Source organism: Exiguobacterium sp. EA-TM-5 (genome assembly GCF_053878415.1).
Genome location: NZ_CM132670.1, coordinates 2,019,706 through 2,046,028 on the forward strand (window position 1 = coordinate 2,019,706; position 26,323 = coordinate 2,046,028).

The 26,323-nt window shown below is 48.5% G+C and carries 31 protein-coding genes; 14 read left to right on the forward strand and 17 right to left on the reverse strand.

Translation table 11 applies throughout. The features are described from left to right. The first annotated feature begins 236 nt into the window (after window positions 1-236). From ACV3PA_RS10460 to ACV3PA_RS10480, 5 genes are read left to right on the forward strand one after another with little or no spacing between them, the layout of a single operon-like run. Window positions 237-884, forward strand: coding sequence for a hypothetical protein (locus ACV3PA_RS10460; protein WP_456124630.1), 648 nt, complete (start codon window positions 237-239; stop codon window positions 882-884). Beyond that, entirely contained in the window at window positions 881-1,675 is a 795-nt protein-coding gene (locus tag ACV3PA_RS10465) for a DUF3307 domain-containing protein (RefSeq protein ID WP_456124631.1), read from the forward strand. Before ACV3PA_RS10460 ends, ACV3PA_RS10465 begins: the two co-directional genes overlap by 4 nt. A 28-nt stretch (window positions 1,676-1,703) precedes the next feature. Continuing rightward, complete coding sequence (locus ACV3PA_RS10470) at window positions 1,704-2,273, forward strand: histidine phosphatase family protein (protein ID WP_456124632.1); 570 nt, start codon at window positions 1,704-1,706, stop codon at window positions 2,271-2,273. Continuing rightward, window positions 2,270-3,133, forward strand: a complete 864-nt coding sequence (locus tag ACV3PA_RS10475; RefSeq protein ID WP_456125963.1) for a ComEC/Rec2 family competence protein — start codon at window positions 2,270-2,272, stop codon at window positions 3,131-3,133. The genes ACV3PA_RS10470 and ACV3PA_RS10475 overlap by 4 nt, the downstream gene beginning before the upstream one ends. A 21-nt stretch (window positions 3,134-3,154) precedes the next feature. Then, entirely contained in the window at window positions 3,155-3,370 is a 216-nt protein-coding gene (locus ACV3PA_RS10480; protein WP_456124633.1) for a DUF3006 domain-containing protein, read from the forward strand. A gap of 33 nt (window positions 3,371-3,403) precedes the next feature. On the opposite strand, the gene ACV3PA_RS10485 is transcribed toward ACV3PA_RS10480, so the two are convergent. Further along, on the reverse strand, window positions 3,404-3,631 hold the full coding sequence (locus ACV3PA_RS10485; RefSeq protein WP_456124634.1) for a hypothetical protein: 228 nt from the start codon (window positions 3,629-3,631) through the stop codon (window positions 3,404-3,406). Between the two features lie 222 nt (window positions 3,632-3,853). Here ACV3PA_RS10485 and ACV3PA_RS10490 point away from each other — a divergent pair, with 222 nt between their 5' ends. Genes ACV3PA_RS10490 through ACV3PA_RS10500 form a run of 3 tightly spaced genes read left to right on the forward strand, consistent with a single transcriptional unit; the run spans window position 3,854 to window position 6,783 of the window. After that, window positions 3,854-4,762 carry an AAA family ATPase gene (locus ACV3PA_RS10490; protein ID WP_053453378.1) on the forward strand — a complete coding sequence of 303 codons (909 nt, stop codon included), beginning with the start codon at window positions 3,854-3,856 and terminating at the stop codon, window positions 4,760-4,762. A 3-nt stretch (window positions 4,763-4,765) separates the two neighbouring features. Then, window positions 4,766-5,812 (forward strand): DUF58 domain-containing protein, encoded by a 1,047-nt coding sequence (locus ACV3PA_RS10495; protein ID WP_456124635.1) that lies wholly within the window; start codon window positions 4,766-4,768, stop codon window positions 5,810-5,812. Beyond that, window positions 5,809-6,783, forward strand: coding sequence for a hypothetical protein (locus tag ACV3PA_RS10500; protein ID WP_456124636.1), 975 nt, complete (start codon window positions 5,809-5,811; stop codon window positions 6,781-6,783). The genes ACV3PA_RS10495 and ACV3PA_RS10500 overlap by 4 nt, the downstream gene beginning before the upstream one ends. Before the next feature lie 14 nt (window positions 6,784-6,797). Here the strand turns inward: ACV3PA_RS10500 and ACV3PA_RS10505 are convergent, their stop codons facing one another. Then, the gene (locus tag ACV3PA_RS10505; protein WP_456124637.1) at window positions 6,798-7,148 is read right to left on the reverse strand and encodes a winged helix-turn-helix transcriptional regulator; all 351 of its coding nucleotides are present in this window, start codon (window positions 7,146-7,148) and stop codon (window positions 6,798-6,800) included. Between the two features lie 113 nt (window positions 7,149-7,261). Between ACV3PA_RS10505 and ACV3PA_RS10510 the strand changes: the two genes are divergently transcribed. Beyond that, window positions 7,262-7,984 (forward strand): SDR family oxidoreductase, encoded by a 723-nt coding sequence (locus tag ACV3PA_RS10510; RefSeq protein WP_456124638.1) that lies wholly within the window; start codon window positions 7,262-7,264, stop codon window positions 7,982-7,984. Between the two features lie 73 nt (window positions 7,985-8,057). Here ACV3PA_RS10510 and ACV3PA_RS10515 read toward each other — a convergent pair whose 3' ends face one another. The 3 genes from ACV3PA_RS10515 to ACV3PA_RS10525 all read right to left on the reverse strand — a co-directional run bounded on the left by ACV3PA_RS10515 (window position 8,058) and on the right by ACV3PA_RS10525 (window position 10,480). Beyond that, window positions 8,058-8,576, reverse strand: coding sequence for a hypothetical protein (locus tag ACV3PA_RS10515; protein WP_456124639.1), 519 nt, complete (start codon window positions 8,574-8,576; stop codon window positions 8,058-8,060). A 414-nt stretch (window positions 8,577-8,990) separates the two neighbouring features. Next, the gene (locus tag ACV3PA_RS10520) at window positions 8,991-9,317 is read right to left on the reverse strand and encodes a hypothetical protein (RefSeq protein ID WP_456124640.1); all 327 of its coding nucleotides are present in this window, start codon (window positions 9,315-9,317) and stop codon (window positions 8,991-8,993) included. A 158-nt stretch (window positions 9,318-9,475) separates the two neighbouring features. Next, window positions 9,476-10,480, reverse strand: coding sequence for a helix-turn-helix transcriptional regulator (locus tag ACV3PA_RS10525; protein WP_456124641.1), 1,005 nt, complete (start codon window positions 10,478-10,480; stop codon window positions 9,476-9,478). Window positions 10,481-10,593: 113 nt separating this feature from the next. On the opposite strand from ACV3PA_RS10525, the gene ACV3PA_RS10530 reads away from it, so the two are divergent. Further along, entirely contained in the window at window positions 10,594-11,445 is an 852-nt protein-coding gene (locus ACV3PA_RS10530) for an alpha/beta fold hydrolase (protein ID WP_456124642.1), read from the forward strand. On the opposite strand, the gene ACV3PA_RS10535 is transcribed toward ACV3PA_RS10530, so the two are convergent. After that, a complete protein-coding gene (locus ACV3PA_RS10535; RefSeq protein WP_456124643.1) occupies window positions 11,433-12,101 on the reverse strand; it encodes a hypothetical protein in 669 nt (222 codons plus the stop codon). The genes ACV3PA_RS10530 and ACV3PA_RS10535 overlap by 13 nt on opposite strands. A gap of 145 nt (window positions 12,102-12,246) precedes the next feature. On the opposite strand from ACV3PA_RS10535, the gene ACV3PA_RS10540 reads away from it, so the two are divergent. Continuing rightward, complete coding sequence (locus tag ACV3PA_RS10540) at window positions 12,247-12,783, forward strand: flavodoxin family protein (RefSeq protein ID WP_456124644.1); 537 nt, start codon at window positions 12,247-12,249, stop codon at window positions 12,781-12,783. A gap of 78 nt (window positions 12,784-12,861) precedes the next feature. After that, window positions 12,862-13,179 carry a hypothetical protein gene (locus tag ACV3PA_RS10545; protein ID WP_456124645.1) on the forward strand — a complete coding sequence of 106 codons (318 nt, stop codon included), beginning with the start codon at window positions 12,862-12,864 and terminating at the stop codon, window positions 13,177-13,179. A gap of 46 nt (window positions 13,180-13,225) precedes the next feature. On the opposite strand, the gene ACV3PA_RS10550 is transcribed toward ACV3PA_RS10545, so the two are convergent. The 11 genes from ACV3PA_RS10550 to ACV3PA_RS10600 form a co-directional block, all read right to left on the reverse strand. Beyond that, window positions 13,226-13,522: a putative quinol monooxygenase gene (locus ACV3PA_RS10550; protein WP_456124646.1), complete on the reverse strand. Its 297-nt coding sequence runs from the start codon at window positions 13,520-13,522 to the stop codon at window positions 13,226-13,228. Further along, window positions 13,522-13,887, reverse strand: a complete 366-nt coding sequence (locus ACV3PA_RS10555) for a YciI family protein (protein ID WP_456124647.1) — start codon at window positions 13,885-13,887, stop codon at window positions 13,522-13,524. Before ACV3PA_RS10555 ends, ACV3PA_RS10550 begins: the two co-directional genes overlap by 1 nt. Before the next feature lie 93 nt (window positions 13,888-13,980). Next, window positions 13,981-14,442 carry a YflT domain-containing protein gene (locus ACV3PA_RS10560; protein ID WP_053453365.1) on the reverse strand — a complete coding sequence of 154 codons (462 nt, stop codon included), beginning with the start codon at window positions 14,440-14,442 and terminating at the stop codon, window positions 13,981-13,983. An 86-nt stretch (window positions 14,443-14,528) separates the two neighbouring features. After that, the gene (locus ACV3PA_RS10565; protein WP_456125964.1) at window positions 14,529-16,202 is read right to left on the reverse strand and encodes an FTR1 family protein; all 1,674 of its coding nucleotides are present in this window, start codon (window positions 16,200-16,202) and stop codon (window positions 14,529-14,531) included. Next, window positions 16,186-17,418 (reverse strand): iron uptake transporter deferrochelatase/peroxidase subunit, encoded by a 1,233-nt coding sequence (efeB, locus tag ACV3PA_RS10570; RefSeq protein WP_456124648.1) that lies wholly within the window; start codon window positions 17,416-17,418, stop codon window positions 16,186-16,188. Before efeB ends, ACV3PA_RS10565 begins: the two co-directional genes overlap by 17 nt. 2 nt (window positions 17,419-17,420) lie before the next feature. After that, window positions 17,421-18,239 (reverse strand): iron uptake system protein EfeO, encoded by an 819-nt coding sequence (gene efeO, locus ACV3PA_RS10575; RefSeq protein WP_456124649.1) that lies wholly within the window; start codon window positions 18,237-18,239, stop codon window positions 17,421-17,423. Window positions 18,240-18,373: 134 nt separating this feature from the next. Then, window positions 18,374-20,077: a DUF2339 domain-containing protein gene (locus ACV3PA_RS10580; protein WP_456124650.1), complete on the reverse strand. Its 1,704-nt coding sequence runs from the start codon at window positions 20,075-20,077 to the stop codon at window positions 18,374-18,376. Between the two features lie 151 nt (window positions 20,078-20,228). Further along, window positions 20,229-21,305: an SH3 domain-containing protein gene (locus ACV3PA_RS10585; protein ID WP_456124651.1), complete on the reverse strand. Its 1,077-nt coding sequence runs from the start codon at window positions 21,303-21,305 to the stop codon at window positions 20,229-20,231. A 183-nt stretch (window positions 21,306-21,488) separates the two neighbouring features. After that, complete coding sequence (locus ACV3PA_RS10590) at window positions 21,489-22,538, reverse strand: oxidoreductase (RefSeq protein ID WP_456124652.1); 1,050 nt, start codon at window positions 22,536-22,538, stop codon at window positions 21,489-21,491. A gap of 73 nt (window positions 22,539-22,611) precedes the next feature. After that, entirely contained in the window at window positions 22,612-23,097 is a 486-nt protein-coding gene (locus ACV3PA_RS10595) for a GNAT family N-acetyltransferase (protein WP_456124653.1), read from the reverse strand. Window positions 23,098-23,318: 221 nt separating this feature from the next. Then, window positions 23,319-24,191, reverse strand: coding sequence for an SDR family NAD(P)-dependent oxidoreductase (locus ACV3PA_RS10600; protein WP_456124654.1), 873 nt, complete (start codon window positions 24,189-24,191; stop codon window positions 23,319-23,321). A 159-nt stretch (window positions 24,192-24,350) separates the two neighbouring features. Between ACV3PA_RS10600 and ACV3PA_RS10605 the strand changes: the two genes are divergently transcribed. Continuing rightward, complete coding sequence (locus ACV3PA_RS10605) at window positions 24,351-25,814, forward strand: potassium/proton antiporter (RefSeq protein ID WP_456124655.1); 1,464 nt, start codon at window positions 24,351-24,353, stop codon at window positions 25,812-25,814. Window positions 25,815-25,899: 85 nt separating this feature from the next. Further along, window positions 25,900-26,310 (forward strand): hypothetical protein, encoded by a 411-nt coding sequence (locus ACV3PA_RS10610; RefSeq protein WP_456124656.1) that lies wholly within the window; start codon window positions 25,900-25,902, stop codon window positions 26,308-26,310. The last annotated feature ends 13 nt before the right edge of the window (window positions 26,311-26,323 follow it).

Sequence of the window (26,323 nt, forward strand, 5' to 3'; positions counted from 1 at the left end):
GAGACAGATTCTTATAACTATTGATAATATATGTTATGTTAACTTGAATGAAAAAATGAGAATTGAGTCTTATTCATCAATCCCCCTGTCATTAAAAAATCGGTCCATCGTACTGTTGGTCTTCCCCGTCTTTTTTTGTTACTCTAATAACAGTAACACTGTAAATGTTACCTGTTTATCGGTAACAAACGAAATGTTGCTGTTTTAGTGGTAACATTTAGACTGGAGGAATTGCTATGCAAGCTGTTGCCTTATCATTTGATGTTAAAGGCTCCCGCGATTATTCAAGCAAAGAAGCGTTATTGCAGACACTCCGAACACTCGCTGATGAGTTAAACACGGCATTTCCAGCAAGTATCGTTCCGTTCCAAATCAAATCTGGTGACAGTTTATTGGCTGTATTTGCGGATTATCCAGTGAGTTATCCGATCATCCTTCAACTGTTGAATCAAGACTTACCGGGCTACATCGGGATTGGTTTTGGACAATATGAGACGATCTCGACGATTCATGCCGAAGAAGCCAATGGTAGTGCGATCATTCATGCGTTTGAAGCACAGGAGCAAGCGAAGACGCTCTCGTCACGGATTGCGTTTGCTGGACCGCCCTACTTACCAACCGCCCTGCTGAACGGTTATCTTGAGATGCTTTATCCGGCGTATTTCGGGAAAACGGATCGACAGATTGAACTGCACCGGTTGATGGATCAATATCCGGATGATACGTATGAAGAGATTGGTCTGAAGATGGGCTTTAAGGAACAAGACGCCCGCGCGAATGTCGCGAAGCTCGTTTCCCGCTCACAGCGTAAGCAACGTAAGCGTCTGGAAACCGCCTTAACACAGGCGCTAGAGCAATTCCAATTGTGGGAGGCGATTCGGTGACTGTCTTACTTAGTCTATTGCTTGTCCATCTACTTGCTGACTTTCCATTGCAGACGAAACGGATGGCGCTGCATAAACATCGAAATCGCCGGATTTTAGTCCAACATCTCGCTGTCCACGGTGCTTTGATGCTACTTGTCCTCACGTTCTTCGTCATAAGAGGGACGTTAAGCTTAGAAGGTGCCGGGTTGCTTGGCGGGAGTATTCTCGCGTTTCACGCCCTACTCGACGCCTCCCCGCTCAAACGCCGCGTGAAGCAAGCCGCTGCTTACTGGATCGATCAAGCGTTACATATCGCTGCCATCATTGCCTTAACGTGGTTGTTCGTCCCGATTGATTGGTCACTATCGTTCTCGCGACCCGAGCAAGTCCTCTGGATTCTCTGCTTCAGCTTAGTGACAACAGAACTACTTGGTCACGGGATCGCTTTGATGCTCGCGCCATTTGCCCCGCGATTGATCGAAGCGCATTTTGAGCGGAAAGTGACACGTAAGGAGCAATTAGACGGCGTCTCGCGGACCGTCACACATGAAGTCGAAGACTCTGCCCGCAGTTATACAACGGAATTGAACGGGATTGGGCGTTATATCGGTCTCGTCGAACGGGCAATCATCACCCTGCTCGTCGTCACGAACGCAACCGGCGCCATCGGCTTCATCATCGCCTTGAAGGCACTAGCCCGTTTTAAACAGTTTGAAGATCGCCGCTTTGCGGAATATTACATCATCGGGAGCTTGCTTAGTATTTTAGGGGCGATTTTATGTGGACTTGCGATACGTATCGCACTCTAAACGATGAATGAAAGTGAGGGAGACGGTCTTGACCGTCGCATCAAGTATGAAACAAATTGGATTAGTGAGACATCACCGGGTGACGGAAGGATATCCGACAAAAGGCTGGATTAGTGCCAGTGACATTGAAAAATGGATTGAACGCTATGATACGTCAGACATCGATATTCAGCCTGTAGAGCTCGGTCAGATCGATTGGACGGTCTGTTATGCCAGTAGCATGCCGCGTGCCGTCCAGACGGCTCAGAGCGTCTACGATAAAGAGATCATTGTGACCGATCTGTTGCGGGAGGTACCATTTCCGACGATTCGGTCGAATCTACGGTTGCCATTCCTCGGCTGGGCGGTCCTTGGTCGACTTGCTGCCCCATTCAGTAAACGGATTCAAGCAGAGATCAAAGAGGCAAATGAACGAATCGAGGTTCTGTTGAATCAATTGATGTTTGAAGACGATGAACGGGTCTTACTCGTCGGTCATGGTGGCATGATGATTTTGATGCGTGCTGCCTTGAAGCGTCGCGGTTACCGCGGACCACGGTTCGGTCATCCGCGCAACGGTATGCTTTATTTGTTTGAGAAAGAAGAACCGACATGTTGAAGTGGGGATCAACGATTTTACTAGCACTTTGCTTGATCGTCATTTTCTATACGACACGGGACGATGAGACATCCCCTTCCCCAACGGCAGGACAGATGGAGGTCTATGGTTTTGATGTCGGTCAAGGCGATAGCACCTTTATTCGAACGAAAGAAGATGCAATTTTGATTGATGGCGGGAATAACGGAAAAGGGGAAGATGTCGTCCGCTATCTACGAGAACTTGGTGTGAAACGCTTGACGGCGATTGTTGCAACACACCCTGACGCCGATCATATCGGTGGGCTTGATACCGTCCTCGATGCGTTTCCGGTTGAGAGTGTCTATGCCCCGCGCGTCACGCATACGACGGAGACGTATCGCGACTTCCTCCTTGCCGTCAAACGCGAAGGCGTAACGATCAAGTCGGTCAAAGCAGGTCTTGAGATCCCGAGTAAGGCGGCACGTTTTACGTTCCTTGCTCCACTGACGGACGGAACACAGGATCTCAACAGTTGGAGCGCCGTCCTTCGCGTCGAGAACGGACAGGACCGCTTCCTCTTCATGGGGGATGCACCGATCCGGACCGAGCAACAATTGCTTGAGTCGGCTGAAGAGCTTCGCGCCGATGTTCTGAAACTGGGTCATCACGGAGCAGAGACATCGTCCTCCCTGCCCTTCTTACAAGCCGTCGCCCCAAAACGAGCCTTGATCTCAGCTGGTAAGGACAACGCCTACCGTCATCCGCGCCCCTCTGTCTTACAAGCATTGAAGACGGAACGGATTACGGTTGATCGAACGGATCAAACCGGAACGATTCAGTATATCTCAAGCGGTAACGGGATCAAGGAATCCAACCGGACCGATTTACGACCGGACTAATCGAATGCGGAGGTGTATCAGATGCGACTTACCCTATCTGATTTTGAAGATGATTTAGCCATTTGTGAGACGGACGAACGCGAGACGATCACGTTACCGAAAAGTCGCTTACCGAGCCAAGCAACGATTGGTGATCGACTCGATTGGACGGGGCGATCGATTCGCATCTTGCGCGATGAGACGGATGCACGCAAAAAAGAGATCACCGCGTTGATGGATGACCTCTTTGAAGATTGAAACGACTTCCTCAGGACACTGAGGGAGTCTTTTTTAGCCGAGTAGACTGATGACAAGCCCGGCGATGATACCTGCTGTGAATAAGGAACCTAGCGTATAAGTGAGTATTCGTAATCCGATTGGTAGTCGACGAATCGCTGCAAACGCTCGTCGATTCGGGGGACCTCCGGCAACAGCACGTTGATACGCATCGATCGGACTATGAGCCACGTCGTGTTGTTCGGCTGGAGTAGTATTGGATTCCGTCGTATGTTGTTTCATCTCTTTACCCTCCCTAATCTAATAACTATATCTCTTGTATTCGCTAAGTGACTTCATCATCCTGCTTCAATTTTTTTGATATTTCACGAAACTTTTGGATGAAACTGGTAGTATAGATAAGAGACGTATTTCTAGATATTCGTTTTTAGAAAACCACTAGCGGTTTTTTCTGAATTTTCGTACACTTTAGAAATACGATGCATCTTAAAGGGGGAATCATCCATGTTTCAAACGTTACGAACATCACTCAAACAATCTGTCCTTGGTCAGGACGATGTGATTGATCATTTATTGATGGGTTTGCTCGCTGAAGGGCATGTATTACTAGAAGACCGTCCGGGGACCGGTAAAACAACGCTAGCAAAAGCACTAGCGCAGACACTTGACGCCAAATTCTCACGTGTTCAATGTACAGCGGACACGTTACCGACCGATCTACTCGGGATGGAGCTGTTCAATCCGCTGACAGGGTCGTTCGAACAACGCTTTGGTCCGCTGTTTGCAAATATCGTCCTCGTCGATGAGATTAACCGGACGACACCACGGACTCAATCCGCGCTCCTTGAAGCAATGGCAGAAGCGCAAGTCACGATTGGGGATACGTCTTATACGCTACCCCAACACTTTCTTGTCATTGCGACGCAAAACCCGTTCGACGGACACGGGACGTTCCCGCTACCCCATGCGCAACTTGACCGTTTCTTGTTCAAGTTGTCGTTTGCTCCCCTGACGCGTCAGGCGGAGAAAGCATTATTACGCGGAGCGCACCTAACAGCAGCCGAACTGCAAATCCCGCTCGAACAGTTGAATGACTGGAAAGAAGAGGTCGTTGCTGTCTCGATTGAGGATAGCGTCGAAAACTACTTACTCGACGTCTGTGACGCCCTCCGTGCCCATCGTGACGTTGAGATCGGACCGAGTCCACGGGCAACACTTGCGCTCTTGAAAGCGGCAAAAGCACGCGCTTGGATGCAGGAACGAACATATGTGACTCCTGAAGACGTCAAACACTTAGCGACGCCACTCCTCGCTCACCGTCTGGTCCTGACACTCGAAGCGACGCTGAAGCTGTCGAACGAACGCCTCGTCGAGCAGGTCCTTGATTCATTGACTGTTCCGACTGAGGTGTAAACGATGCAGTTGATCATACCAAAAGCGTTTAACCTTATCATTCTTACGATGACGGGTGTAAGTGGGATCATCGTTGGCCTCTACGGTCCGGTCTGGATCGCGGCTTTATTACTCGCCTATACGTTATATGGTTGGGTGATGCCCTATTATCTTGAATATGTCGCGAAGCGGATCCGTGTCAAACTGCTTGAAACGGTTCGGGCGTTTCGGGAAGAAACGATCCAGATACCATTCGAACTGTCGAACACGACGAAGTTACCGCTTGGTCGGATCACGATCTCCGGGTTGCTCGGAGATCAAATCAAATTTCCTGATGCGAGTAGTCAGTTTTGGCGTCAACATTTGTATGTCGGTAAACAGACGACCGTTCCGTTTTCAATCGATGTCATCGCTGCCCATCGGGGAACGATCCGGATTCAATCGTTTGACGTCATGATCTCGGATCCGTTTCATCTAACGACGATCTATGTAACGCTTGATATCCATGAGCTCGGTCACGTCTTCCCCGACTTTGCACCAGCATCCGTTGAGTGGAATGAGCGGATGATTCCAGGTGAGACGATTGATCGGTCGAGTCCGTTCACCGATCGATCGAGTTTTCATTCCGTCGTTCCGTACTCTGGAGATGCGAAGTCGATCTATTGGTCCGCCTATGCGAAGACGAACGAACTGTACTCGTATCAATACGACCGCAAACGCAATCATGATTATGCCGTGATCGTCGATGGCTTGTCTGCAGACGGACTTGCCCTTCGCTCAGACTTCGAGAAACTCTTATCTCGCGCTGCGACGATCATTCGTGAACTCGAGAAACAAGGCGCGTCCTACAGTCTCTGGATCTCGATGGTCAATCGGTCGGGTCAGTGGTACCATGTGCCATCTGGTACGGGAAAACATCAATTCTTACGAACGATGGAATGCCTTGCCCGGATTTCAGAGTACGATTTACCGCTTGAGCGCCGTTACTTCACGAAACGATTGCAGCGTAGCGTGCCGTCGACGACAGCGGAAATCCATCTCGGTCACCGGCAGAAAGGAGTGAGCGCATGATGTTCTGGTGGATGTTCCTTGCGAGTCTGTTACCCGTTCCGTTCTACCTAGCGCTTGTTTTCCCGGCACTTACCTTCGTGCCACACCGTTCGCTCCGGATTGGACTCCAATTACTCGCAGCTGGGTTATTATTTTTCCTATCTCCCCTAGCGAGCGTCTTAGCTCTTGTCTTCGTCGCGTGGTCTGCGTTTCTCGATACAGTCGATTCTGCCTGGCGTTATGCTGCGAGTGCGATGATCATCGGTGTCGCGACGGTTCTATTCCCAGGCATGACACCGCCGATTGGAGCCTTTGTCCTCCTGCTCTTTGTCGTCGCTTATCCATTTGTCGTCACCTACATGACAGAATGGAGACGCATCTTCCCGACGATTGCGATTGTACTTAGCGCGGGACTCATCATTGCTTTCATTTTTCGACTCACGAAAGAAGCGCTCGTCGGATCCGTCACAAGTGCGATTCGTCCGCTCTTTGAAGCCTTCGGTTCGCTGTTCCTTTGGACGGAACCGCTTGGTCGAAAAGCGGATACGATGACGAATCGGGCGATGGGATTAGAAAATATCAAAGGTGTCAAAGAAGTGCAACAAACAACTGTCCAAGCAGGACCACCGGATTGGCTTTGGATCGCGATGACACTCCTGGCCGTCATCTTTGTCGCCATCACCCTCTATGTCATCCGGAAGCGAAAAGTCGTCGCAATCGAAAAAGAACAAACCGTCAAGCAGTCCAAACAAGTACGGACACGTGCTCCCAAGCGTCACAGTCATCATCCCTTACTGAAGATTGCTTCTCAGCTCGAGCAAGCCTTCCCTAGACGGCAAGAGGAGACGACGCTTGAGTGGTTGACGCGAATCGAGTTCCCAGACACGGTCCAAAACGCGCGTCTGATTGACGGGATCGAGTTTAGCCCAAGTGAACCTGCCTACGATATTCAGACCTTCCGTCGGCAAGTACGTGAACAAATCGAACGCTAACAAAAAGCCCTTGCTCATGGAGCAGGGGCTTCGTCGTCGCATAACGTCCGCATCAATTGGTTTCGGGGAGTCGTCGCAAGTCCCCAGTCGCAGATTGCATCGAGTAGTGGAATCAAGGACATCCCTTTAGCGCTCAAGGCATATTCGACGCGTGGTGGCACTTCCGGATAGACCGTTCGTGTGATTAGTCCATCTTGTTCGAGTTGCTTTAATTGCTGCGTCAGCGTCTTCGGTGAGACGTCCTGGATATAACGCTCGAGCGTATTGAAGCGTACCGTTCCTTCTTCATGTAGTTCATATAAGATCATCACTTTCCACTTGCCTTGTATCTGTCGCATCGTCGCGTCGAACTCATTTAAATACACCGTACACTCACTCCCTTACCAAAAGGTAACTCACTGACTAAAAAGTGCGTACTTTTCGGAACGACCTCCCTCTGTTATCTTCAATCTATCATATCAAATAAGGAGACGATATCATGAAAACAGGATTCATCGCGATCACCGGTGCTACATCAGGAATCGGACATGCCATTGCTCACACGTTCATTCAGAAAGGGTACCGTGTCTTATTACTCGGACGTCGAATTGACCGTCTTGCGAGTCTTGCCTCGGACGATGTTTTGATCCGCCAAGTCGCAGCAACTGACCGCGCTGCTCTCGATGCTGCGTTAGCAGAAGCGACGGAAGCATTCGGTCCGGTCGAAGCAATCATCAATAATGCCGGACGGATGCTCCTCGGTCAAATCGAGTCGCAAGACCCAACAGAATGGGAAGAGATGTTTGATGTCAATGCGCTTGGTGTCTTACACGGCATGCAAGCTGTCCTTCCATCGATGGTGAAGCGCAAGACCGGTACGATCATTAACATCAGTTCAATTGCCGGGAAAAAGACGTTCACGGATCATGCGGCATATGTCGGGACGAAATTCGCCGTTCATGCGATGAGTGAGAACGTCCGGGGAGAAGTTGCATTGCACGGCGTCCGCGTCATGACGATTGCCCCAGGTGTTGTCGAGACGGAATTACTCGGTCACACGACAAGTGACGCAATCAAAGATGGTTATAACGAATGGAAACAGTCGATCGACGGCGGACTCGATCCGCAGGTCGTCGCGGATACCGTCCTATTTGCTTTCGAACAGCCCCAACATGTTAATATCCGGGAAATTGTCTTAGCACCGACGAAACAACTCGATTAACGCAAAACAGACCGAAGCGCACAGAAGTGGATATACTTCCTTTTGCTTCGGTCTGTTCTTTATTTCGGGTACACTACTCTGCCAGGCGACGCTGTTCAATCGTTTGAAAGATCGATTGATAGATCTGGAGTTGCTCCGAACGATTCGGTCGTTTGATCCCCTCACCGAACAACCAGGTCGTCTCATGCGTATCGTCATATAACATACCGGCCGCAAACGTCGGATTCGGTACCGAAATACTCTCCTCGTAAGAGAGGTTAGGGTCAAGAAACGGTTCGACTGATTTTTGAGAACCGATGAAGAAAAATGGAATATGCGCTTTTCTGTAAACGGTGGCATACTCACGTCCTGCTGCCGCTTTTAAATAGTCGGGCATAATCATAACGGCATCGTAACGTTGTAAATCTCCTTTGATCTCCTGCAACTCAATCGAATGGAAGTCCGGTGATTGCGCTAGTACCGGAGCCGTTCCGACGACGGCGATGGTGAGATCGATGGAACTTGCTTTTGGCGTCAACTCCGGTTTTTTCATTAGACACACCGTAAATAATATACTGAGTGCAAGTAAAGTCATGACGGTTCTCTGTCTCATCTGCCCCTCCATGATTTCCTGATATTAGGTCTTTTACCTATTTTATTTATACCATAGAAACGCATGACGCTATGTTTTTGTACAAAAGGGAAATCGTATGAATAAAGTATCAAAAATAATCAATTAAAAGTGCCTGGGACATAATTAGCTGAATTTAACAAAAAGAAGGAATTGCCATCACTCAGGATGTGCAATTCCTTCTTTTCTCATTTGTGAAACTGAGTTATGTCCCAGCCTCTTTACTTTTCAGCATCGATTTTCGAAGCTTTTTTCGCAATGATGACAATAAAGACGATGGCACCGACAGGAATCACGAGCGGCATCCAGTCGAGGATATACTGTGCGTTCATCGTATCCCCCCTTACCTTAGCAAACTATAAGCGTAGCATATGCCAATTGCTTAGGAGTTGCAAGTCACAGTCGGGGCAGAAGCGCGTTAGCAACCGAATAATAAATCAGTACACTTGTCGAAAGGGTATATCCGATGAATAAAAGTGGTGCAAATTTAGGCTTCATGCGCCGTTCAATCAGACGTAACGAGGCGATGGTAACAACAAGAGCAATGACCGGACTAAATCCGAACACGACGATGTCTAGTGATGTCACGACATCTTCAGGGAACACGAGATGAAAGACAAAAAGTGAGAATAAGTACCAAGACGTATAGGATAAACAAACGAAGAAGAGGAAAGCACCTAGCTTTCGCCACCCGTTTTGCTGACTTTTTTCCATCTGTTGCATGTCGTTCCTCCTACATAAGTATCAGATACTCTTAATAGTAACTGGAACTTTTAGCTTAAAATATTCAAATATGAATATCCGACAAAAAACGACAAAAATTTTGCTAACAAGATTAGAAAAAAGCAAGATCCACGGTCAAGTGAACCTTGCTTCATATTCTATAAGGCAGGAGTTTCGACTTGATACATCGTCGCAAGACCAACCACCTTTTGTTTGAATGTCTCCCGTCGCTCGACAGGTGCAATGATTTCAGCTTGATTGCCGAACTGGATCAGCCACATCATGAAACCATCTGAGAAGAGTGCATCGACTTTAACTTCGAACCAGACGTCATCAAGACGACGGCATCGGATGTCCGTTCCGAACCGATCGACGACGGTCGGCATTAGACTCTCCTGGAATTTGAGCGTCAATTGCTCATTTTCGCCTCCATACATATTGAACATATTACTTAAGTAATTCGGTTCGACCTGAACGGGTTCTTCCACCGGTTCGAACGCCTTACAATCGACGATTCGGTCGACCCGGTATGTTCGGATCTCTTTAATCCGCTCGTCGCGTCCAATCAAATAGTAGTTCCCGTTATCCATCAACAGGTGAGCCGGAGAAACGAGATAATGCTCGCCATCCTTCCGTAACTCGAACTTCCGCGTCCGTTCATTGAACTTCCCTTGGTACTGAAAGCTGATGACGAAACCGTCACTAATCGCTTTTTGGATCGTATCGATCGAGCGAGATGTCATGCCTTTTGGTTTTTTGACGGTATGGAGGACCGGCTGGAGGGATTCCGCCATCTTGTCACTCGTCAATGACTGGATCGTCTGGACGAGCGCCGTCGTCTCACTTTCTGAGATGAATTTCGCGCTCGCAATCGCATCGACAAGCAGTCGAAGCTGGTGATGCTCAAAGGGACGACTGACGAGATGATACGGAATGGCAAGTCCATTCTTCGTCTCTTCTGCGACGACGTCAAAACCTGATTTGGCAAGTGCCGCAATATCATCCTTCAACGATTTTCGGGATAGCTTCTCGATTAGTCCTCGTTTCGAGAGTTCCATGCTCAATTCCTCAAGCGTCAAGGTATGGTCTTCATCCGATTGACGTTCGAAGATTTCTCGTACAGCAAGTAAGCGGTCACGGTTCGTTAATTTTTCGTTTGACACTACGCATCCTCATTTCCTAAGTCACAATGGTTTGGTTATACTTTACAGTATACATGAAAATAAATTTGATATTAACAATAAAATGGTAAATATTAAGAGATAGGAGAATTTGGATGCATTATATCGCAGAATGGAACGGTCAGCGCTTTGATTATCGGGATAGCGGAAGTGGCCCCGTCATCCTGTTGATCCATGGAACACAGTCGGATTACCGGGAAGTCTACCATGTCGAAAAGTTAATCGAGGCAGGATATCGTGTCATCGTTCCATCACGTCCCGGGTACGGGCGAACGCCGCTTCAACTAGCGGACAGTCCGGAGGCACTTGCCACGTTTTACGCAGGGTGGCTTGCGTCCCGTCAAATTGATCGTTACACCGTTTACGGGATTTCAGCAGGTGGACCGACAGCCATTGCGCTTGCTGGGCAGGACACAGCCGTTCAAGCACTCGTCTTAGCTTGTGCGATGACACACCGAATCTCCCTACCCTATCATCGCCTTCTCGTTCAACCGGTCTTACAGCGTCCCTTACAGTTCATTCAGTGGGGGCTTTGGACATACGTGAAGGATAAGATTCGCAAGTTTCCCGAAGAAGCAGCTGTCCGGATGGTAGAGATGACGAGTCTGTTACCACGCGAAACAATCCGTACCCACATTAGTGAGACGGATGCATCGTTGTTATATGAAGTAGGGCTCCAAAACGGCCCAGGTCGGGGTGTCTTGTTCGATATTACGCAAGACTTAGAACGCGAACGACTCGAAGCCGTCGCTTGTCCCGTTTTAATCGTCCATTCGAAATCAGACCGTGCTGTTCCGTTCGAGCATGCAGAACATGCGCGACGGGTCATCCGTCATGCGCAGTTCATTGAATCGAGGAGTCCAGGGCATCTCATTTGGATCGGTCCATCCGCTCGCCGTGATGAACGGATGATCGAGCGGTTCATCGCCATGAATCAGATGACTTGAAGCCGGAGTCGCATTTTCAGCTTCTCATCGTCTTCTTCGATTGCAATTAGACCGCGACTCGTCAGTTCACCAATTGCACGGCGCGTTCGGTCTTGGTTGAGTCGGGCGCAACGTGCGATTTCTGCGATGCCCATTCGACATGACAGTTGGTTCGCCTTGATTTTTGAAGAAGGCTTTGCGACAGAACGTTGTAGAAGACGCCAAAAGACGTGTCGAGCATCCTCTGATAAGGCATAGGCGTTCTTTTCGATTACGGGTGGCATGTAACGGACATCTTCTCGAATCCGGCGAATCAGATAAAGACTGAGCCATTCTTCGAGTTCGGCTTGAATGCGGGAGAACTCGAACCACCACAGTTGCTCGAGTGCCTCTTCTTCTTTTGTCGCAAGTTGCCAGCTCGCAGGAATCTCATCAAACTCTTCATCGAGCCAGTCTTCGTAATCTAGTGCCGTCTCATACAAGACTTGTGACGGAATTTGATCGAGTGACGTTCGATGTTTATAAATATCAAAGCTCATCCGTCGAAAATGTTCGACGGATGCAGCCACTTGGCTTAAGTGGATCAATTGTTTCGTAATGAGGCGCGCTAGTCCATCCATCTCGAGGTGGATAGCATATAAATGTTTTTCTAACGCAATGAGCGTACTTCTCTCCATTCGACCGTTCCTCCCCTATTCGTTTTTCGTCTTCTTGTCTTTTTCCGCAAAACCCTTATTCAAAACCAGTTGTGAGCATATCGGTGTATTGACAGTGCAGTTTGTCATAGAATAAGACAATCGAAATTAAAAGGAGATGCACGTTATGTATACGATTTTTGGAAGCTCCCGCAAAGGAAACAGTGAATGGCTTGGAGAAGAGGCGCTAAGAGGTATCGCACACACTGCGGTTGATTTAGCGAACGTTTCCATTCAGCCGGTTGAAGACCGACGTCACCATGGTGGGTTCTTGCCAATTGGAGATGACTATCGTCAGATCGTCGAAGAGATGCTTCTTCACGACGACATCCTGTTCATCACGCCGATCTACTGGTACTCGATGTCGACAAAGATGAAATTGTTCATCGACCGCTTCAGTGAGTCACTCCGCGATGAAGAACTCGACTTCAAACGTCGGATGCAGGGGAAACGATTCCACTTGATCGCGGTTGGTGGAGACAATCCACGCGTCAAAGGACAGGCACTCGTCACGCAGTTCGAGCACATTGCGTCGTTCCTCGGCGCGACGCTTGAGACAGCGATCCTTGCTGAAGGGAATGCACCGGGTGAAGTCGAACAAGATGAGCAAGCCCTTGCAGCCATTACAGCGTTCCGCGAAAAAATGTCAGCGGCACGTGTTTAAGCGTTATTCGTGAAGGGAAATACCTGAAGAGAGCGCACAACGATATAGTGTACGACTCAATTCAGGAGGTGGTCAGCCATGTTCGCATCTAAAAAACGATCGAATCGTAAGTGGAAACAACTGACTTCACGCCAGCACATCCTTCATCTCGAACATTTGTATCAATCACGCGAAGAGACACTTATTCGTGATCGTCTCTCTTTGCAGCACATCATGGAACGTGCCGTCCGGACAGGACAAACGGTCCAGGTCCGATTAAAACAACTCGATACGATATCCGGATCGATTCAAGCGATTTTCCACGATCGTGGAACGATCGAACTCATCACATTGACCGGTATGCGCCGGATGGTTCGAGCGTCGGACGTCATTGATATCGAATGGACAACGCCTTAAACGATTCAACCCCTTCTTTCGTGTAAGAAGGGGTTTTTGTTTACCGTTATAAGCCTTTTCCTCCAATGGGACGATCCTCGAGAACACGTTCGACGTGTAGAAGCAATGGTCGTGCTTGCGCAATCAATTGCCGTGTCAGAGGTAACTCTAAAGACGCAAGGTGCGCCCTCGCATCCGTCCAGATTTCGCGGACATATAAAACATCGGGCTCATCAGAAATACTAATGATGTACTGGTAACAGTCTGGATGTGTTTCTAAAGCAGTTGCTGCTTCAAGTAGTAAATGGGTAACTTGATCGCGTTGCTCAGGTTGGGTCGTAAATGTCGTTAATAATCCGTACATCAGGATTCCTCCGATAACGGCCGGATTTCAGCGCGCCAGCCGTAAGTTTCCCCTTCAGCGACTTGAGTCGTCGGGTGAAGAGAGGCGAGTTCCATAGCCTGATCCAGATCCCGTGCTTCAAAGACAATCAAACTACCAATCTGTTCTCCCTTTGAGCGATCCGGTTCTACTTTCGTCTGTACGACCCCATCTCGCCAATAAAACGCTTGTGTCGCTAGACCCGGATGCCAGTCTGAAATGACGTTGACTTGTTCATTGAATGTCTCCATTAGGGAGTCACATCGAGCCATCAACGTATTGATTTCGTCTTTCGATAAGGCGTCCATCTGTTCCGCATTGTAGTAGCCGATATACAAGAAATGCATCATTCTTCCTCCTCTCAGTTTTCCCATTCCCTTCCAAGAGAAGACTAAACAAAAACCTCCTGTCTCTAAACTGAGAAACAGGAGGTCTACGTATCATTCATCTTTTAATTTCACATTTTGATCCGCGGGTAACGTCGTCGTCGTTTCTTCATCTTCAAGCTTAGGTACTCCAGCACCATAATCTGTTGCTTCATCTGTCACATAAGACGCTGCAAACGCTGGGTTCAATAAGTCGGATTTCGATCCAACGATGACGATTCGACCGTGACGGACTTCGTCCTCTAGCCCTTCCGCGACATCCTTCGTCATGCCGAGTTCGGATAATTGCGCAATCCGGTCTTTTCGGTTGCTCCGGACGGCTGACAATAAGGTATCGAAGAACGACTTTTTCGTTACGCGGTATGGTAACGTCTGTGTATCATTCGCGATTCGTTCTGCGAGTTCTTCGTCTTTTGCAAAGATATAAATCTGTTTATTCGAATAGCCACTTGATTTGAGGCTCGTCACTTCTGCGTCGACAGCGGTCATGTTTCGCACGATGCGTGTTTCAAGCATAAAAATCCCTCTCCTTCATGCAGCAAGCTGCTGATAGGAAGTTATACCCGAAACATAATAGATGAAACCTAATATTGAAAAATCGATCAAGCTGCTGTCTGGATCGATTTTGTGCGTCGCTTTTGCCACGTCGTGAACAATGCGATCAGAATGATTAGAATCACTTGTGGCATGAGCGTCTCTAGTGTCGGATAAAAACCGATCCAGCCAACCGTTCCAAGTCCATTGATCGGATCAATCGGTAAGACGTTCGTCAGTTGCAACGCGTGTAGACTCGTCCCAAGAATCTTAAACGCCATCAGATAAATCAACCATGACGCGACTTGGAACAAACGATGAATCGGTAAGCGGACACCGATTTGGATGACGACATATGAGACAAGACCGATGATAACGATGGCGAGCCCAATTCCCGACAGTAAGGCAGTCTTTGTCATCGCTGGTGCCATTCCGATATAGAATAACAACGTCTCAGCGCCTTCTCGGAAAATCGTCAAAAAACTAACGAAGAACAAGGATGTCGTTGAAAGCGTCGATAAAAAGTGTTTTCGTTTGGCGACGGCGCTTTTTGAATGCAACCAGTAGCCGACGAACAACATGACGACGACCGCGGCGATCCCCGTATAGCCTTCGATTTGTTCCCGACCTGTTGCTGCAAACGAAGCCTTAAAGACTGTCTGTAAGATTAGCGCTAACAAACCACTCGCTATCAAACCAAGACCAGCACCTGCCCAGACCTTGCCTTCTTGTTTCGTTCGACTTTTCCGCGCGAAAGCAACGAGTGCGCTGACGATCAGTAATGCTTCCAAACCTTCGCGCAACATGACAAGCATCGCATCGACGAACGTATAGTGGGTCTTCGTTTGTAATTGTGCAATAGCATTTTCGAATGACTGGAGTTCTTGTGCAGTCGCTTTCCGTGTTTCAGGAGTCAATCGAGCGAGTAACAGCGGAACGTCCGACTCTAGCTGGGAATAGAGCCCTTCATTGCGAGTTCGGACCTCCCCTTCTGCGCGCGGCCATATTTTTAGAAATGCTTCAAGCGCGGCCTTCGCTTCCGGCAAATCATTCGCTGCAAGTGCGGTTTGCGTCTCTTCAAGCGGTGTCAGTAACGACTGAAGTCCTGTTTTCTTCACTTGAATCTGTTCCCCGTCGAGGAAAGACTGAACGGCAGCATCAAACTGATCAAGTGCCGCTGTCCATTCTTGCGTATCCGCGGGCTTTCGCGCCGCTGCAATCCGGATTGAAGCTAGCGCCATCTCGATGTTGCCATAGTGACCGACACTGTCATTCCGGACAAGACTCTCGTGCGTCGTCCAAGCGGTTAGCAACCGTTGTTCCGCTGCCGGACGTTCGCTAGCTTTGACTTGTCGCAGCTCCTCGGTCAATTGCAAAAGTTGTTTCACTTTTGCCTTCGCAACCGGATCCGTCTTCGGTTTCGTTGCTTCTTCCTGTTTGCGAACAGCGGCAGAAAGTGTTGTCAGCTGCTGACGGACTTCCGGAAAGGCTGCCGTCCGATTGGTCTCGACCTGTTTGACGGCTTTTGTGATGGCTGTTTGTTGCTCAGGTAAGCTTTGAGCGGCTTGACCCAGTTCATCAATCGCTTGATCGAGTGCCGTGCGATCTTCACTTGCGACAGCAGACAGCGCTTGTCCGATCGCGACATAAAGATCATCCGTCGAAGCAGCATGTACAGGCACCGCGTGTTGACCGGCTACAAGGAGTACAAATAAAAGGATAAGATTACGCAAATAAGGCATCACCGATGTAACCTCCTTTCGAGATTCCACCAAAGCAAGCGAAGATGGCACTTCCACGGTGCGTGATGTATTCATTCAGGCGATCCTGTGCGGCAAGCCGGCGCTGAATCTCGATGAATTGTTTCGGTGAACGCTGATACGATAAAAAGAGTAATCCGGCGTCGAGCGCGCCCGTTTTTTCATCGATGCCGTCTTGATACGAGTAAGAACGGCGTAAAATGGCTGTCTTCCCGTCACCGTGTGCAACGGCTGTATGAGAATCCGCCGGTAAGGCAGCTTCGCCACGGGCTTGTCGTTTTGCCGGTGTAACAGATGCGAACTCATCCTGTGAACCGAGTGGTGCACCAGAAGTGCGTTCGCGTCCGAAGGTCCGTTCTTGTTCCTTCAGAATCGTCCGGTCCCAGACTTCAAGATGCATCTGAATGCGACGGACGACGAGGAATGATCCGTTCGTCAGCCATGGCGTTCCGTCCTGCCACTGACAAAAGAGTGCGTCTTTTCGGACTTGTTTCTTTGAGACGTCGGGATTACCAGTCCCGTCTTTAAAGCCGAATAAATTGCGCGGTGTGCCGCCAGATGCATCTGCTGCTTTACTACGCTGGAAGCCAGCTTGTGACCAACGCATCGCGACGGTTCCGCGTCCGACACGGACGAGGTTACGGATCGCATGAAAGACAACTTGAGCATCGTCCCCACACACTTGGACGACAAGATCGCCGCCGCTCCATTTTTCATCTAAGCGGTCGAGGTCAAACGTCGGTAACGGTTTCAGGGCATCCGGTCGTTTATGCTTAATTCCGAAACGACCATCGAACAGACTCGGACCGCAACCGAACGTAAACGTCAGGTGACCGGCAGATAGTCCATCCGCTTCCCCTGTGTCTTCCGGTGGAACGTAACGGGAGTCAGAGTCTCCGTAAGGTAACCCTGCTGCAAGTCGGGCACATAACCGCGTCCAGCGTTTTAGTAAATCAACGAGTTCATCGCGTCGCTCCGTCTTGATATCAAACGCCACGACTTGAACATGATTTTGCGGTGGCGTCAGAATTCCCGCTTGATACGTACCGTAGAACGGCTCTTGATCACTCGCTTCTACGGTCAACGTCCGGGGAAGAAATTTCTCAAGACCACTGGCGTACAGGGCAGCGCCGAGGCTCGTCAATCCGGCGACTTTTAGGACGTCACGTCGTGTGACGCCTTCTTGTATCGGTTTCATGCTTATCCCTCCAGTACGATGCCCATCTTCGAGAGCGGTTCAGCGAGTTCATTGATCGCGACACTCATTTGCTTGACGTCTTGTTTCGAGAGACTCGTATAGAGGACATAACCGTCACCCTTTTTCTTGGCGTCGAGTAAAGTATGGACATCTTTGAAGCGAGCCGCAATCTCTTTAGATAATGCCGCGTCTTGTTTCTGAAGTGCTGGGTTCAACAGTTCATAGATTTTTTCAGCACCCTCGACGTTTGCTGCGAAGTCATATAAGTCCGTATGCGAATAACGGTCTTCTTCCCCTGTCACTTTTGATGTCGAGACCTCGTTTAATAGATCCGTCGCCCCCGTGACAAGTAACTCCGGCGTCACTTCGACCGTCTCGACCTTCGCCCGTAGTAAATGAACGTCTTTCATCAATTGCTTCGCATATGCTTCATAACCTTTCGTCGTTCCCTTTTCGAACAATCCTTGTTCGATCCGGTGATAGCCACCCCATTCAGATGCTTTAACGTCACCTGCTCGGGCATCGATCTTCGGATCGAGGTCTCCAAAGACTTCAGCAATTGGTTCTGCGCGTTCGTAGTACATCCGCGTTGGCGCGTACAACGCCTTTGCTTCTTCAAGCTTTCCAGCTTGAACAGCATCGGTAAATTTTTCTGTTTCACGGACGAATGTATCGATTTCGTTAATCGCATACGTCCGGTAGTCGGTGACGACCTGATCAAAGTTCGGTTTTTTCGGTGTCGGTGTCTCTGCTTGTTTCGCTTCGCTACAACCTGCTAAAACGACTGCGAGTGCCCCTGTCATCAGTAATGCTTGTTTCATGTATAGTTCCCCCTGTTACTAATTAAGTCAGTTCCTTAATTAGTATAGACGACAATGATAATCGTTATCAATAAAAACTTTTGCACGTAAAAAAAAGCTTGAACTGGTCATCTTTGACCAATCCAAGCGCTTTGTTAAGCTTGTTCTTTTCGTTTTTTGAAGTACGTCCGAGAAATGATGAACGTGACGATCCCGAAGCCAATGAAGACGAATGCTTTTTGGAACAAACTCAGGAACGACAAATCGAACAGCAAGAGTTTGACGGCACTGACCGTCAGTAACAATAATCCGGATAACCGCCACGTCGACGATGTCCGCATGCGTCCGATGGCGACGAGCACAAGTGCCAGGACGATATAGGCGGCGGACAATGTCGTACTGCGTGCCGTTTCCTCAAGTCCACGATAAAACGGTAGTTCCATAATGATCAACGTATAAGTCGTAAAGACGCCGATCGCAGCAAGGACGAGTACGAGTTGCCACGATCCCTTCCAGACAGGATCATGATGCGTTCGTACGAGGAGCAAGACGAATGCGGTCGACGCAAGAACCATCGCGAGCACCGTCAACGCATACGAAAGACCAAGTCGTTGGTACGTTTCATAGTCAGCGACAGCCGAGAAGATGAAGATGACATACAACCCGACATTGAACAATCGTTGATGCGGCATCCGCGCTCGCGGAACAAACCAAAATGCAGCAATCAAACCGGCAATCAGAAGATAACGCAGTTGATATGTCCAGCTGAGGGTGTCGGCTGGAATTAATAAGACAGCAACCAGTAACGCAGCATGACCGACTCCATTTTGAGCGGGATCCTTGAGTCGTTCAGCAAGCAAGTAAGCAACACCCGCAAATAGAATCGCAGCAAGTGCTCCGAACGACCAGTCGAGAATCAGTAACGTCAATATGACGACACCTCCAGCCAGCCAACTCGGAACATTTGGTTGAAACTTGATGCGTCGTCCGACGAACGAAGTCGCGCCGTAACCGAAGAATGTCGCAAGTAATAGAGACCATTCATCGAGTCGTGGTGCCTGTTCATCCAGCCAGTAGAGCTCTACTGAGAGTAGACCAAACGCGAGTGCAATCGTAAAGATCACCCAAGCAAAGACAAACGCCTTCTTTGCTTTCAGTCGATCAACGGCGAAGAAGATCGCTGCGAACAGGACAACTTCGTATAATAAGAAAAGTGGTAAATTTGGATCGTCCGATAGTTGTAAATACGGCAATAAGAAACCAGTGATGGACACAAGGACTAACAAGGCTTGCGATCGCATCCAGAGCATTAATCCATATGCAATGAAAACGACGACGAGCTCAAGTAAGAACGCTAAAGATGGTGGATAAAATTGATATAAGGCCATTCCAGCAAACAATGCCGCCAAGGCGACGATTGTTCCGGTTGCGACAAGTCCGACACCAAGCTCGCGCCGTTTTTTCTCATACTGATATTCTCCAAGAGCGATGACGAGTAGTCCGATCAAGACCCCACTCCCAATTCGGACCGGTGGACTGATCAAACCGGCAACAGATGCATAGGAGAAAAGGAACAAGGCACCGAGTGCCGCGAAGATCGCGCCGATACGTGGTAACCAGACGGTCGCAATGACCTGTTCCCATTCTTCGCGTGATCGCTTTTCTTTTATTGTCGGTTGTGGGACGACTGGTTTTCGTTTCGTATAAGCAGGACGCGGTTTCGGGCGTTCAACCGTACTCGACACTGGTTCGATTGGTTCAGGTGCGACGGGGGTGACACGCTGTTCTTCGAGCTTTGCAACCCGTTGTCGTAACGCTTCGACCTCCTGTTCGAGACGCGTGATCCGTGGATCTTCCATCTCTTCACTTCCTTTCATGGATACATTGTCATTCTTTTACACGCCTAGCAGGCGAATTCCTTTATTTTACGGTAGATTTTCGACCAAATACAGCCTTGACTTGGAAAACAACTAAAAAATCCGGTCGCAAGAGTGCGACCGGATAAACAGATTAACGAACTGATAACGCATATTGTCCTGTTTGATTAAACACGGACGTGAATTGTGTCCGGCTGACGCTGTATTTGCCACGGTATGGATCCGAGACATAAAATGCGCCGCTTGAAACACCTGTTACGAGCATGACGTGATAGTTGCGATAGCCTGTGAATTTCTTACCATCAGGTTTAGTCCAAGAGAAGTAGCCATATGGATTCTTGAAGTCAACGGTTGCCCAAACGATGACCGGGTTCCCGCTACGAATTTCACTTTCGATCTTTGAAACACCTTGTTTTGAGATATCAACTGCACCACTGCGGTATTTTTTTGCGAGTGGTAAGATTCCTTTCGGATAGATGCCCCAGTTCTTGTAATAATCGAGTGTACCAGCTGGATTTCCTGTGAACATTTTTTCCGGATCTGCCCAGTAGTATTTTCCGTTCTTATATGTCGCATTTTTCATGCTCTTTGGCATCTGATTGTAAAGCGACGCAGCAGAAACAGCTTTTTTCTTGTATTCGAGTGCCATCTTCAACGATACGAACTCACAGCCCGACGGATAACCAAGTGAATACTGGTTATAATACGGGACATTCAACTTCTTCGTTGATGTCGATGGTTTTGACTTTGACACGTATTGCGTCGAGATATAACGATAGCTTCCCTTATACAAAATCCGTGTCCAGCTACCTGACGTCCCGTATGTCGCAACAGCAACACCTTTATTCAGTTGCCCTACTACCTTATACTTCGTTCCCGCTCCCGTTCGGACGTTCAATGTTCCGACCGTCGTATACTTCGTACCCGTTGACGTGTATTTCGACGAAGACGATTTGACATAATCTTTGTGTATGTAGCCAGTGCGAGATTTGTAGCTGATTTTATACCAGCTGCCAGATGTTCCTTTTGATGTGTAGACATTGCCTTTGTAAATCTTTCCGAGTATTTTACTCGAAGTCGATGGTTTTTCACGGACGCGCAAGACATCTGTCGTTACCGTCAATTTTGTCGCCGCTTCAGCAATCAACGAAGGACTGAGTACGCCAACGATGATAAGTGCAACCAAGAATGTAGAAATAAAACGTTTCATGATAGACCCCCTGTACAGTAATATGGTGAGACACTCCTCTTTTCCCAACTTTTTGAAAAAATAATCAACATTTCTTTAGAAAAATCTGAAAAATTAGGAATGCACGTAATGGTTATATCAAAAAAACTCGACTATGCCTACGGGCACAGTCGAGTTGTCATCTTTCTGAAATCAAAATAAAATTTAATTTTTAATCGTTAAGATATATGGTGATGGTTGCGCAAAGGCTTGTTCGAGCAGATGAGAAACGAATAACGTATCCTCTTCCTTGACCGGAAGGGGTGCATCTTCGACGATACTACGATAAAAGGCGCGATACAGCTTGCCATAATCACCGACGGGACTCGGGATCCGGACGTCTTGCAAGTGACCATGTTCGTCATGATAGATCAGGCGACCATAATCGTCTTCGGAATCCTCACCGAAACCTTCTTCCCCTGGGAAGTAGTTCGCTTTTAGATCAAGTTCTTGCCGGTCGACGTGTTGTTTGATGAACGTACCGTTCGTCCCGTGCAGCATCCAGCGGGGAGACGGGGCAAGTGCAACGTGACTCGTACGGACGCTCACCTTCAGCTCCGGATAATAGAGATCAATTGCAAACGCATCGTCTGGATTATTCGGAAGTCTAACACTGCGCACGTCAAAAGCGACCTTGTCCGGTTTTCCGAATAAGGCGATGATTTGGTCGAGCGTATGGACGCCAAGCCCGTAGAGCGCTCCATTCTCATGACGAGCGTCCGCTGTTGCTGCTTCCGGTCGGAATAAGTCAAAATGCGAGACGACTTCAACGAGACGACCGAGTTTACCGGAACGGATGATTTGGGCAACGACTTGGAAATCGCTATCGTAACGTCGATTTTGATACGCGAGAATCTTAACGCCTTGCGCAGCTGCTTCCGCAAATAAACGTTGCGTCTCTTCTTCCGTCACAGTGAACGGTTTTTCGACAAGGACATGTTTTTGGTGCTGCAACGCATGTAACGCATACTCAAAATGAGTCGCCGGTGGTGTATTGATGACGACGACGTCAAGTGTCGGGTCAGCAAGCATCTCGGAGAGGTCCGTCGTAAAACGGGCATCCGGCAGTCGATCCTGATAGGATGCGAAAAGCTCCGGTTTTTCTTTCCGATTGTAAATCCAGGTGACGTGATAGTTGTCCTCAATCATCACGTACGGTAAATGGTAACGGGTCGTACTTTTGCCAAAGCCAATGAAGCCGATATTCAGTCGCATCCGATCACTCCTTGAACCGTTCTTTTTCTCTTACCATACCAAACGAAACGACCGTTGTCTTGATTAAACCGCCTCAGGCAGTCGCTTCGATGCGTTCGTACTCATAAATCGAGAATCCGTCCCGTGTTCCTTGATAGACAAATCCAAATGAAGCGTAATACGCATTGAGAAACTCGTTCGTTGCGACACAGTCGAGTCGAAGGATTTCCCCTTCATCCTCTGTCACAGCAATTGCGTGTTCCAGTAGTCTCCGACCGACGCCACGTCCTTTTGCGCGGTCACTGACGACGATTCGATGGATATACAGACCTTCTACATCATCCCACAAGGATTGATCCCATTCGAGCGAAGGAAGCAGGGCAACGGAACCAAGCAGCTCGTTCTGATCCTCAAAGACATATAGGCGACCTGCTTCTAAATCTCGCGCGACGAGTTGCTCGATGTCTTGTTCGAGATAAGCAGACCACTGGCTACTGCCACTGGCTTTGAGTGAGAGCGCTTTTTGCTCAAGTAGGGTTGCGATGTTTCGAACGTCTTTTGATGTAGCTTGTCGTATCATGTTATTCCTCCTGTTACAAAAAAATTCTTCTCTATCCTAACGAATGTGACGCGAGAAGAAAACCTTTTTGCTTCAAGATTTCATCGTTCCCCATTATTTTGTGATTTTTTTCATATTCCACAATTTTATTTCAATGTAACGTATTCTTAAGGAGTGATCTGACCCCCAGTCGTCACAACGGATAACGACCGGCTTCCCACGAGCCGGTCGTTTTTTTGCGTTTAGGCGAGTTCGACCCAGCGTCGTGATAGATTTCGTGCTTGTGCCCGGTACTCGTCATCTTCGACGATTGGATTGCTCAGACGGGGTGCGGAGTCAGCATAATAGCCACCGTTGTCAAGCGGCTCGTCGGTTGTTGCCAGATACAGGGCCGTCTTTGCACCGTATTCCGGTGTATAGAGCTTTCCGGTCCAGTACCCGACTTGTGCGACCGGTTTGAGTAACGTCTTCATCACCTTGCCGTACTTACCGCGGTAGAAGAGATCCGTATTGACGATCCCCGGATGAACGCTAACGAACGTGATTCGGTCCCCATGTTTTTCCGCAAGCTCACGCATGTGAATCATCTGTAAGAGTTTTGATTCACGGTACGATCGCATCGGGCTGTAATGCTCTTTTTTGACGTGGGCGATTGCTTCAAGTTCAACATCGGTCCGAATCAAGCCGCCTTCACCAGCAAGCGACGAAATCGAGATGACACGGGGATCGTTCCCTTTTTCCAGTAACGGCAATAAGCGTTCAATCAAATAGAAGTGACTCAAGTAATTGACTTGGAATTGTGATTCGAATCCATCCTTCGTGACGTGATACGGGGGTACCATGACGCCGGCGTTCAGGATTAATCGGTCGATTCGTCCGACCATGTCAAATAGTCGGTCCGCGAATTGACGGACAGAATCGAGTTGATCCAGCTGGACGATCTCGACTTCTAGTTGCGTGTGCGATACACCATGTTCCCGCAATAGTTGCACGAGTGCCGTCGCTTTTTTCTGAGAGCGGACGGTAGCGATGACCCGATCTCCTCGCTCTAATAACTCTTGAATCGTGACCATCCCCATACCGGAGTTGGCACCTGTGACGATACAGATGTTCATCCCTTTTCCTCCTTGATGTTCCGTTTTGAACGAAATGTTCTGTATCTAGTTTTCCTTTTTCTATTCGTTTATACACCTCGTTTTGACGTTATTTTTCGAAATTTTCAAAAAGTAACGTATACTTAAAGAAGAGGATATCATCAAAAAAGAGGTGGTCGGATGGAAGAAGGTACGATTTTATTTGTCGCAGGAACGTTATTACTGATTGCGATCATCACAACGAAGTTCGCCGTCCGATTGAACGTACCGACATTGATCTTATTCGTCGTCGTCGGAATCGTCGCTGGTTCTGACGTCACGGGCATTATCAACTTCGGTGATTTCGAGCAAGCCCGTCTCTTTGGGACGATGGCGCTCGTTCTGATCTTGTTTGACGGTGGTTTGCATACGAAGTGGACACACTTTCAAAAGATTTTACCTGCCGCCTTATCGCTCGCGACCGTCGGTGTACTCGCAACGACCGGTATCATCGCTGTCGTCGCGTATGTCCTCCTCGATTTTTCTTGGCCCGTCGCCCTACTGATTGGAGCCCTCGTCGGCTCAACTGATGCGGCCGCTGTCTTTTCCCTGCTCAGTGGACGCCCGGTCGATGCAAAAGTCAAACATACGCTCGAAGCAGAGTCGGGAACGAATGATCCGATGGCCGTCTTCCTGACGATTCTGTTTACGTCATTTGCGTTAGCGCCGGAATCATTTTCAATTGGTGCTGGTATCCTCTCCTTTATCTACGAGATGGGACTCGGAACACTTGTTGGTCTAGCGATTGGGTATGCTGTTACGCAGTTATTGAATCGAATCCAGTTACCGTCGTCTGCACTTTATCCGACACTCTTGTTTAGCGGTGCCCTCTTCTCGTATGGGCTCGCGACGATCTTACACGCTAGCGGCTTCCTTGCCGTCTATCTGACCGGGATCTGGATCAACAATCACGACATGATTTACCGTGAGACGCTGAAGCGATTTAGTGGCAGTTTGTCGCATTTAGCGGAGATTGGCATGTTCATCATGCTCGGGTTGCTCGTCTTTCCAAAACAATTGCTTGATCCACGCACATTGTTCGTCTCGGCTGTCATTGTCCTGACGCTGATTTTGCTCGCTCGTCCACTAGCCGTCGTGTTATCTCTACTACCGTTTCGTTATACGTTCAAAGAACAGAGTGTCATTACGGCAGCCGGTCTAAGGGGAGCTGTACCAATCATCCTCGCGACGTATCCGCTCTCAAGTGGTCTCACGGAAGCACCGCTTCTTTTCAATATCGTCTTCTTTACCGTCATGACATCCGCCCTTTTACAAGGGACGGCACTACCGTGGATCGTTCGCCGGATGGGGCTTGAGAATACACCCGATACGACGGTCGAACCGTTTCTGAAATTCATGACCGTGACTCATCCCCAAGCGGAAATCATCGAGGTTCAGGTTTCGGCAAAAAGTGTGATTGCCGATAAGACACTGCAGGATATCGAGATGCCCCAAGATGTACTTGTCGTTGCTATCATTCGAGAAGACGAGATCTTGACACCGCGCGGACAGACACGTGTCCTAGTAGACGATCAACTGTTGATTTTGACGCCAAAACAGGCGGATCAGGATGTTCGGCGACTGATTCAGTCGCTTGGACTATAGGTTGCGTTAAACACATCCTTGAACAGGGTGTGTTTTTTCATTCTGGATTGGTATACTCAAAAAGGAAAATAAAGGAGGAACCTTTATGCTGAAACGAATACTTGCTGTCATCTTGACCACCGCTCTGATTTGCATCATCCTGACGTACATATCCTATACACCACTCGAAAAAAGGGAATCGAATACGATGTATGAATCACTCGGTTCAACATTTTTGTCATACGTCCTGTTTGCTTTGCCGATCATATTGCTATCTGGCTTCTTACTCGACTTTCTCATCGGCATGATCATCAATCGGTCATCGACGACACTCGCTTTTTTTCCGACAGTCCTTGGTTACGGAATGTACGGTATCTTGATCGCAGGTCTTTTAATTATATTTGCGACGAAAGATGCGTTTGATCTGCCACTTTCTTTTGGAATTTCCGGATTAACAGCCATGCTCTATTACAGCTTGTCAGTCTTGTTCAATCGAATGGCGCGATCCACACATTAAAAATGACCCGGCA

What these genes read in the sequence shown, in the direction of transcription:
- ACV3PA_RS10460 (WP_456124630.1), top strand. Translation starts at nt 237, where the DNA reads ATGCAAGCTGTTGCCTTATCATTTGATGTTAAAGGCTCCCGCGATTAT.
- ACV3PA_RS10480 (WP_456124633.1), top strand. Translation starts at nt 3,155, where the DNA reads ATGCGACTTACCCTATCTGATTTTGAAGATGATTTAGCCATTTGTGAG.
- ACV3PA_RS10485 (WP_456124634.1), bottom strand. Translation starts at nt 3,631, where the DNA reads ATGAAACAACATACGACGGAATCCAATACTACTCCAGCCGAACAACAC.
- ACV3PA_RS10490 (WP_053453378.1), top strand. Translation starts at nt 3,854, where the DNA reads ATGTTTCAAACGTTACGAACATCACTCAAACAATCTGTCCTTGGTCAG.
- ACV3PA_RS10495 (WP_456124635.1), top strand. Translation starts at nt 4,766, where the DNA reads ATGCAGTTGATCATACCAAAAGCGTTTAACCTTATCATTCTTACGATG.
- ACV3PA_RS10500 (WP_456124636.1), top strand. Translation starts at nt 5,809, where the DNA reads ATGATGTTCTGGTGGATGTTCCTTGCGAGTCTGTTACCCGTTCCGTTC.
- ACV3PA_RS10510 (WP_456124638.1), top strand. Translation starts at nt 7,262, where the DNA reads ATGAAAACAGGATTCATCGCGATCACCGGTGCTACATCAGGAATCGGA.
- ACV3PA_RS10515 (WP_456124639.1), bottom strand. Translation starts at nt 8,576, where the DNA reads ATGAGACAGAGAACCGTCATGACTTTACTTGCACTCAGTATATTATTT.
- ACV3PA_RS10520 (WP_456124640.1), bottom strand. Translation starts at nt 9,317, where the DNA reads ATGCAACAGATGGAAAAAAGTCAGCAAAACGGGTGGCGAAAGCTAGGT.
- ACV3PA_RS10530 (WP_456124642.1), top strand. Translation starts at nt 10,594, where the DNA reads ATGCATTATATCGCAGAATGGAACGGTCAGCGCTTTGATTATCGGGAT.
- ACV3PA_RS10535 (WP_456124643.1), bottom strand. Translation starts at nt 12,101, where the DNA reads ATGGAGAGAAGTACGCTCATTGCGTTAGAAAAACATTTATATGCTATC.
- ACV3PA_RS10540 (WP_456124644.1), top strand. Translation starts at nt 12,247, where the DNA reads ATGTATACGATTTTTGGAAGCTCCCGCAAAGGAAACAGTGAATGGCTT.
- ACV3PA_RS10545 (WP_456124645.1), top strand. Translation starts at nt 12,862, where the DNA reads ATGTTCGCATCTAAAAAACGATCGAATCGTAAGTGGAAACAACTGACT.
- ACV3PA_RS10550 (WP_456124646.1), bottom strand. Translation starts at nt 13,522, where the DNA reads ATGTACGGATTATTAACGACATTTACGACCCAACCTGAGCAACGCGAT.
- ACV3PA_RS10555 (WP_456124647.1), bottom strand. Translation starts at nt 13,887, where the DNA reads ATGCATTTCTTGTATATCGGCTACTACAATGCGGAACAGATGGACGCC.
- ACV3PA_RS10560 (WP_053453365.1), bottom strand. Translation starts at nt 14,442, where the DNA reads ATGCTTGAAACACGCATCGTGCGAAACATGACCGCTGTCGACGCAGAA.
- ACV3PA_RS10565 (WP_456125964.1), bottom strand. Translation starts at nt 16,202, where the DNA reads ATGCCTTATTTGCGTAATCTTATCCTTTTATTTGTACTCCTTGTAGCC.
- efeB (WP_456124648.1), bottom strand. Translation starts at nt 17,418, where the DNA reads ATGAAACCGATACAAGAAGGCGTCACACGACGTGACGTCCTAAAAGTC.
- efeO (WP_456124649.1), bottom strand. Translation starts at nt 18,239, where the DNA reads ATGAAACAAGCATTACTGATGACAGGGGCACTCGCAGTCGTTTTAGCA.
- ACV3PA_RS10580 (WP_456124650.1), bottom strand. Translation starts at nt 20,077, where the DNA reads ATGGAAGATCCACGGATCACGCGTCTCGAACAGGAGGTCGAAGCGTTA.
- ACV3PA_RS10585 (WP_456124651.1), bottom strand. Translation starts at nt 21,305, where the DNA reads ATGAAACGTTTTATTTCTACATTCTTGGTTGCACTTATCATCGTTGGC.
- ACV3PA_RS10590 (WP_456124652.1), bottom strand. Translation starts at nt 22,538, where the DNA reads ATGCGACTGAATATCGGCTTCATTGGCTTTGGCAAAAGTACGACCCGT.
- ACV3PA_RS10595 (WP_456124653.1), bottom strand. Translation starts at nt 23,097, where the DNA reads ATGATACGACAAGCTACATCAAAAGACGTTCGAAACATCGCAACCCTA.
- ACV3PA_RS10600 (WP_456124654.1), bottom strand. Translation starts at nt 24,191, where the DNA reads ATGAACATCTGTATCGTCACAGGTGCCAACTCCGGTATGGGGATGGTC.
- ACV3PA_RS10605 (WP_456124655.1), top strand. Translation starts at nt 24,351, where the DNA reads ATGGAAGAAGGTACGATTTTATTTGTCGCAGGAACGTTATTACTGATT.
- ACV3PA_RS10610 (WP_456124656.1), top strand. Translation starts at nt 25,900, where the DNA reads ATGCTGAAACGAATACTTGCTGTCATCTTGACCACCGCTCTGATTTGC.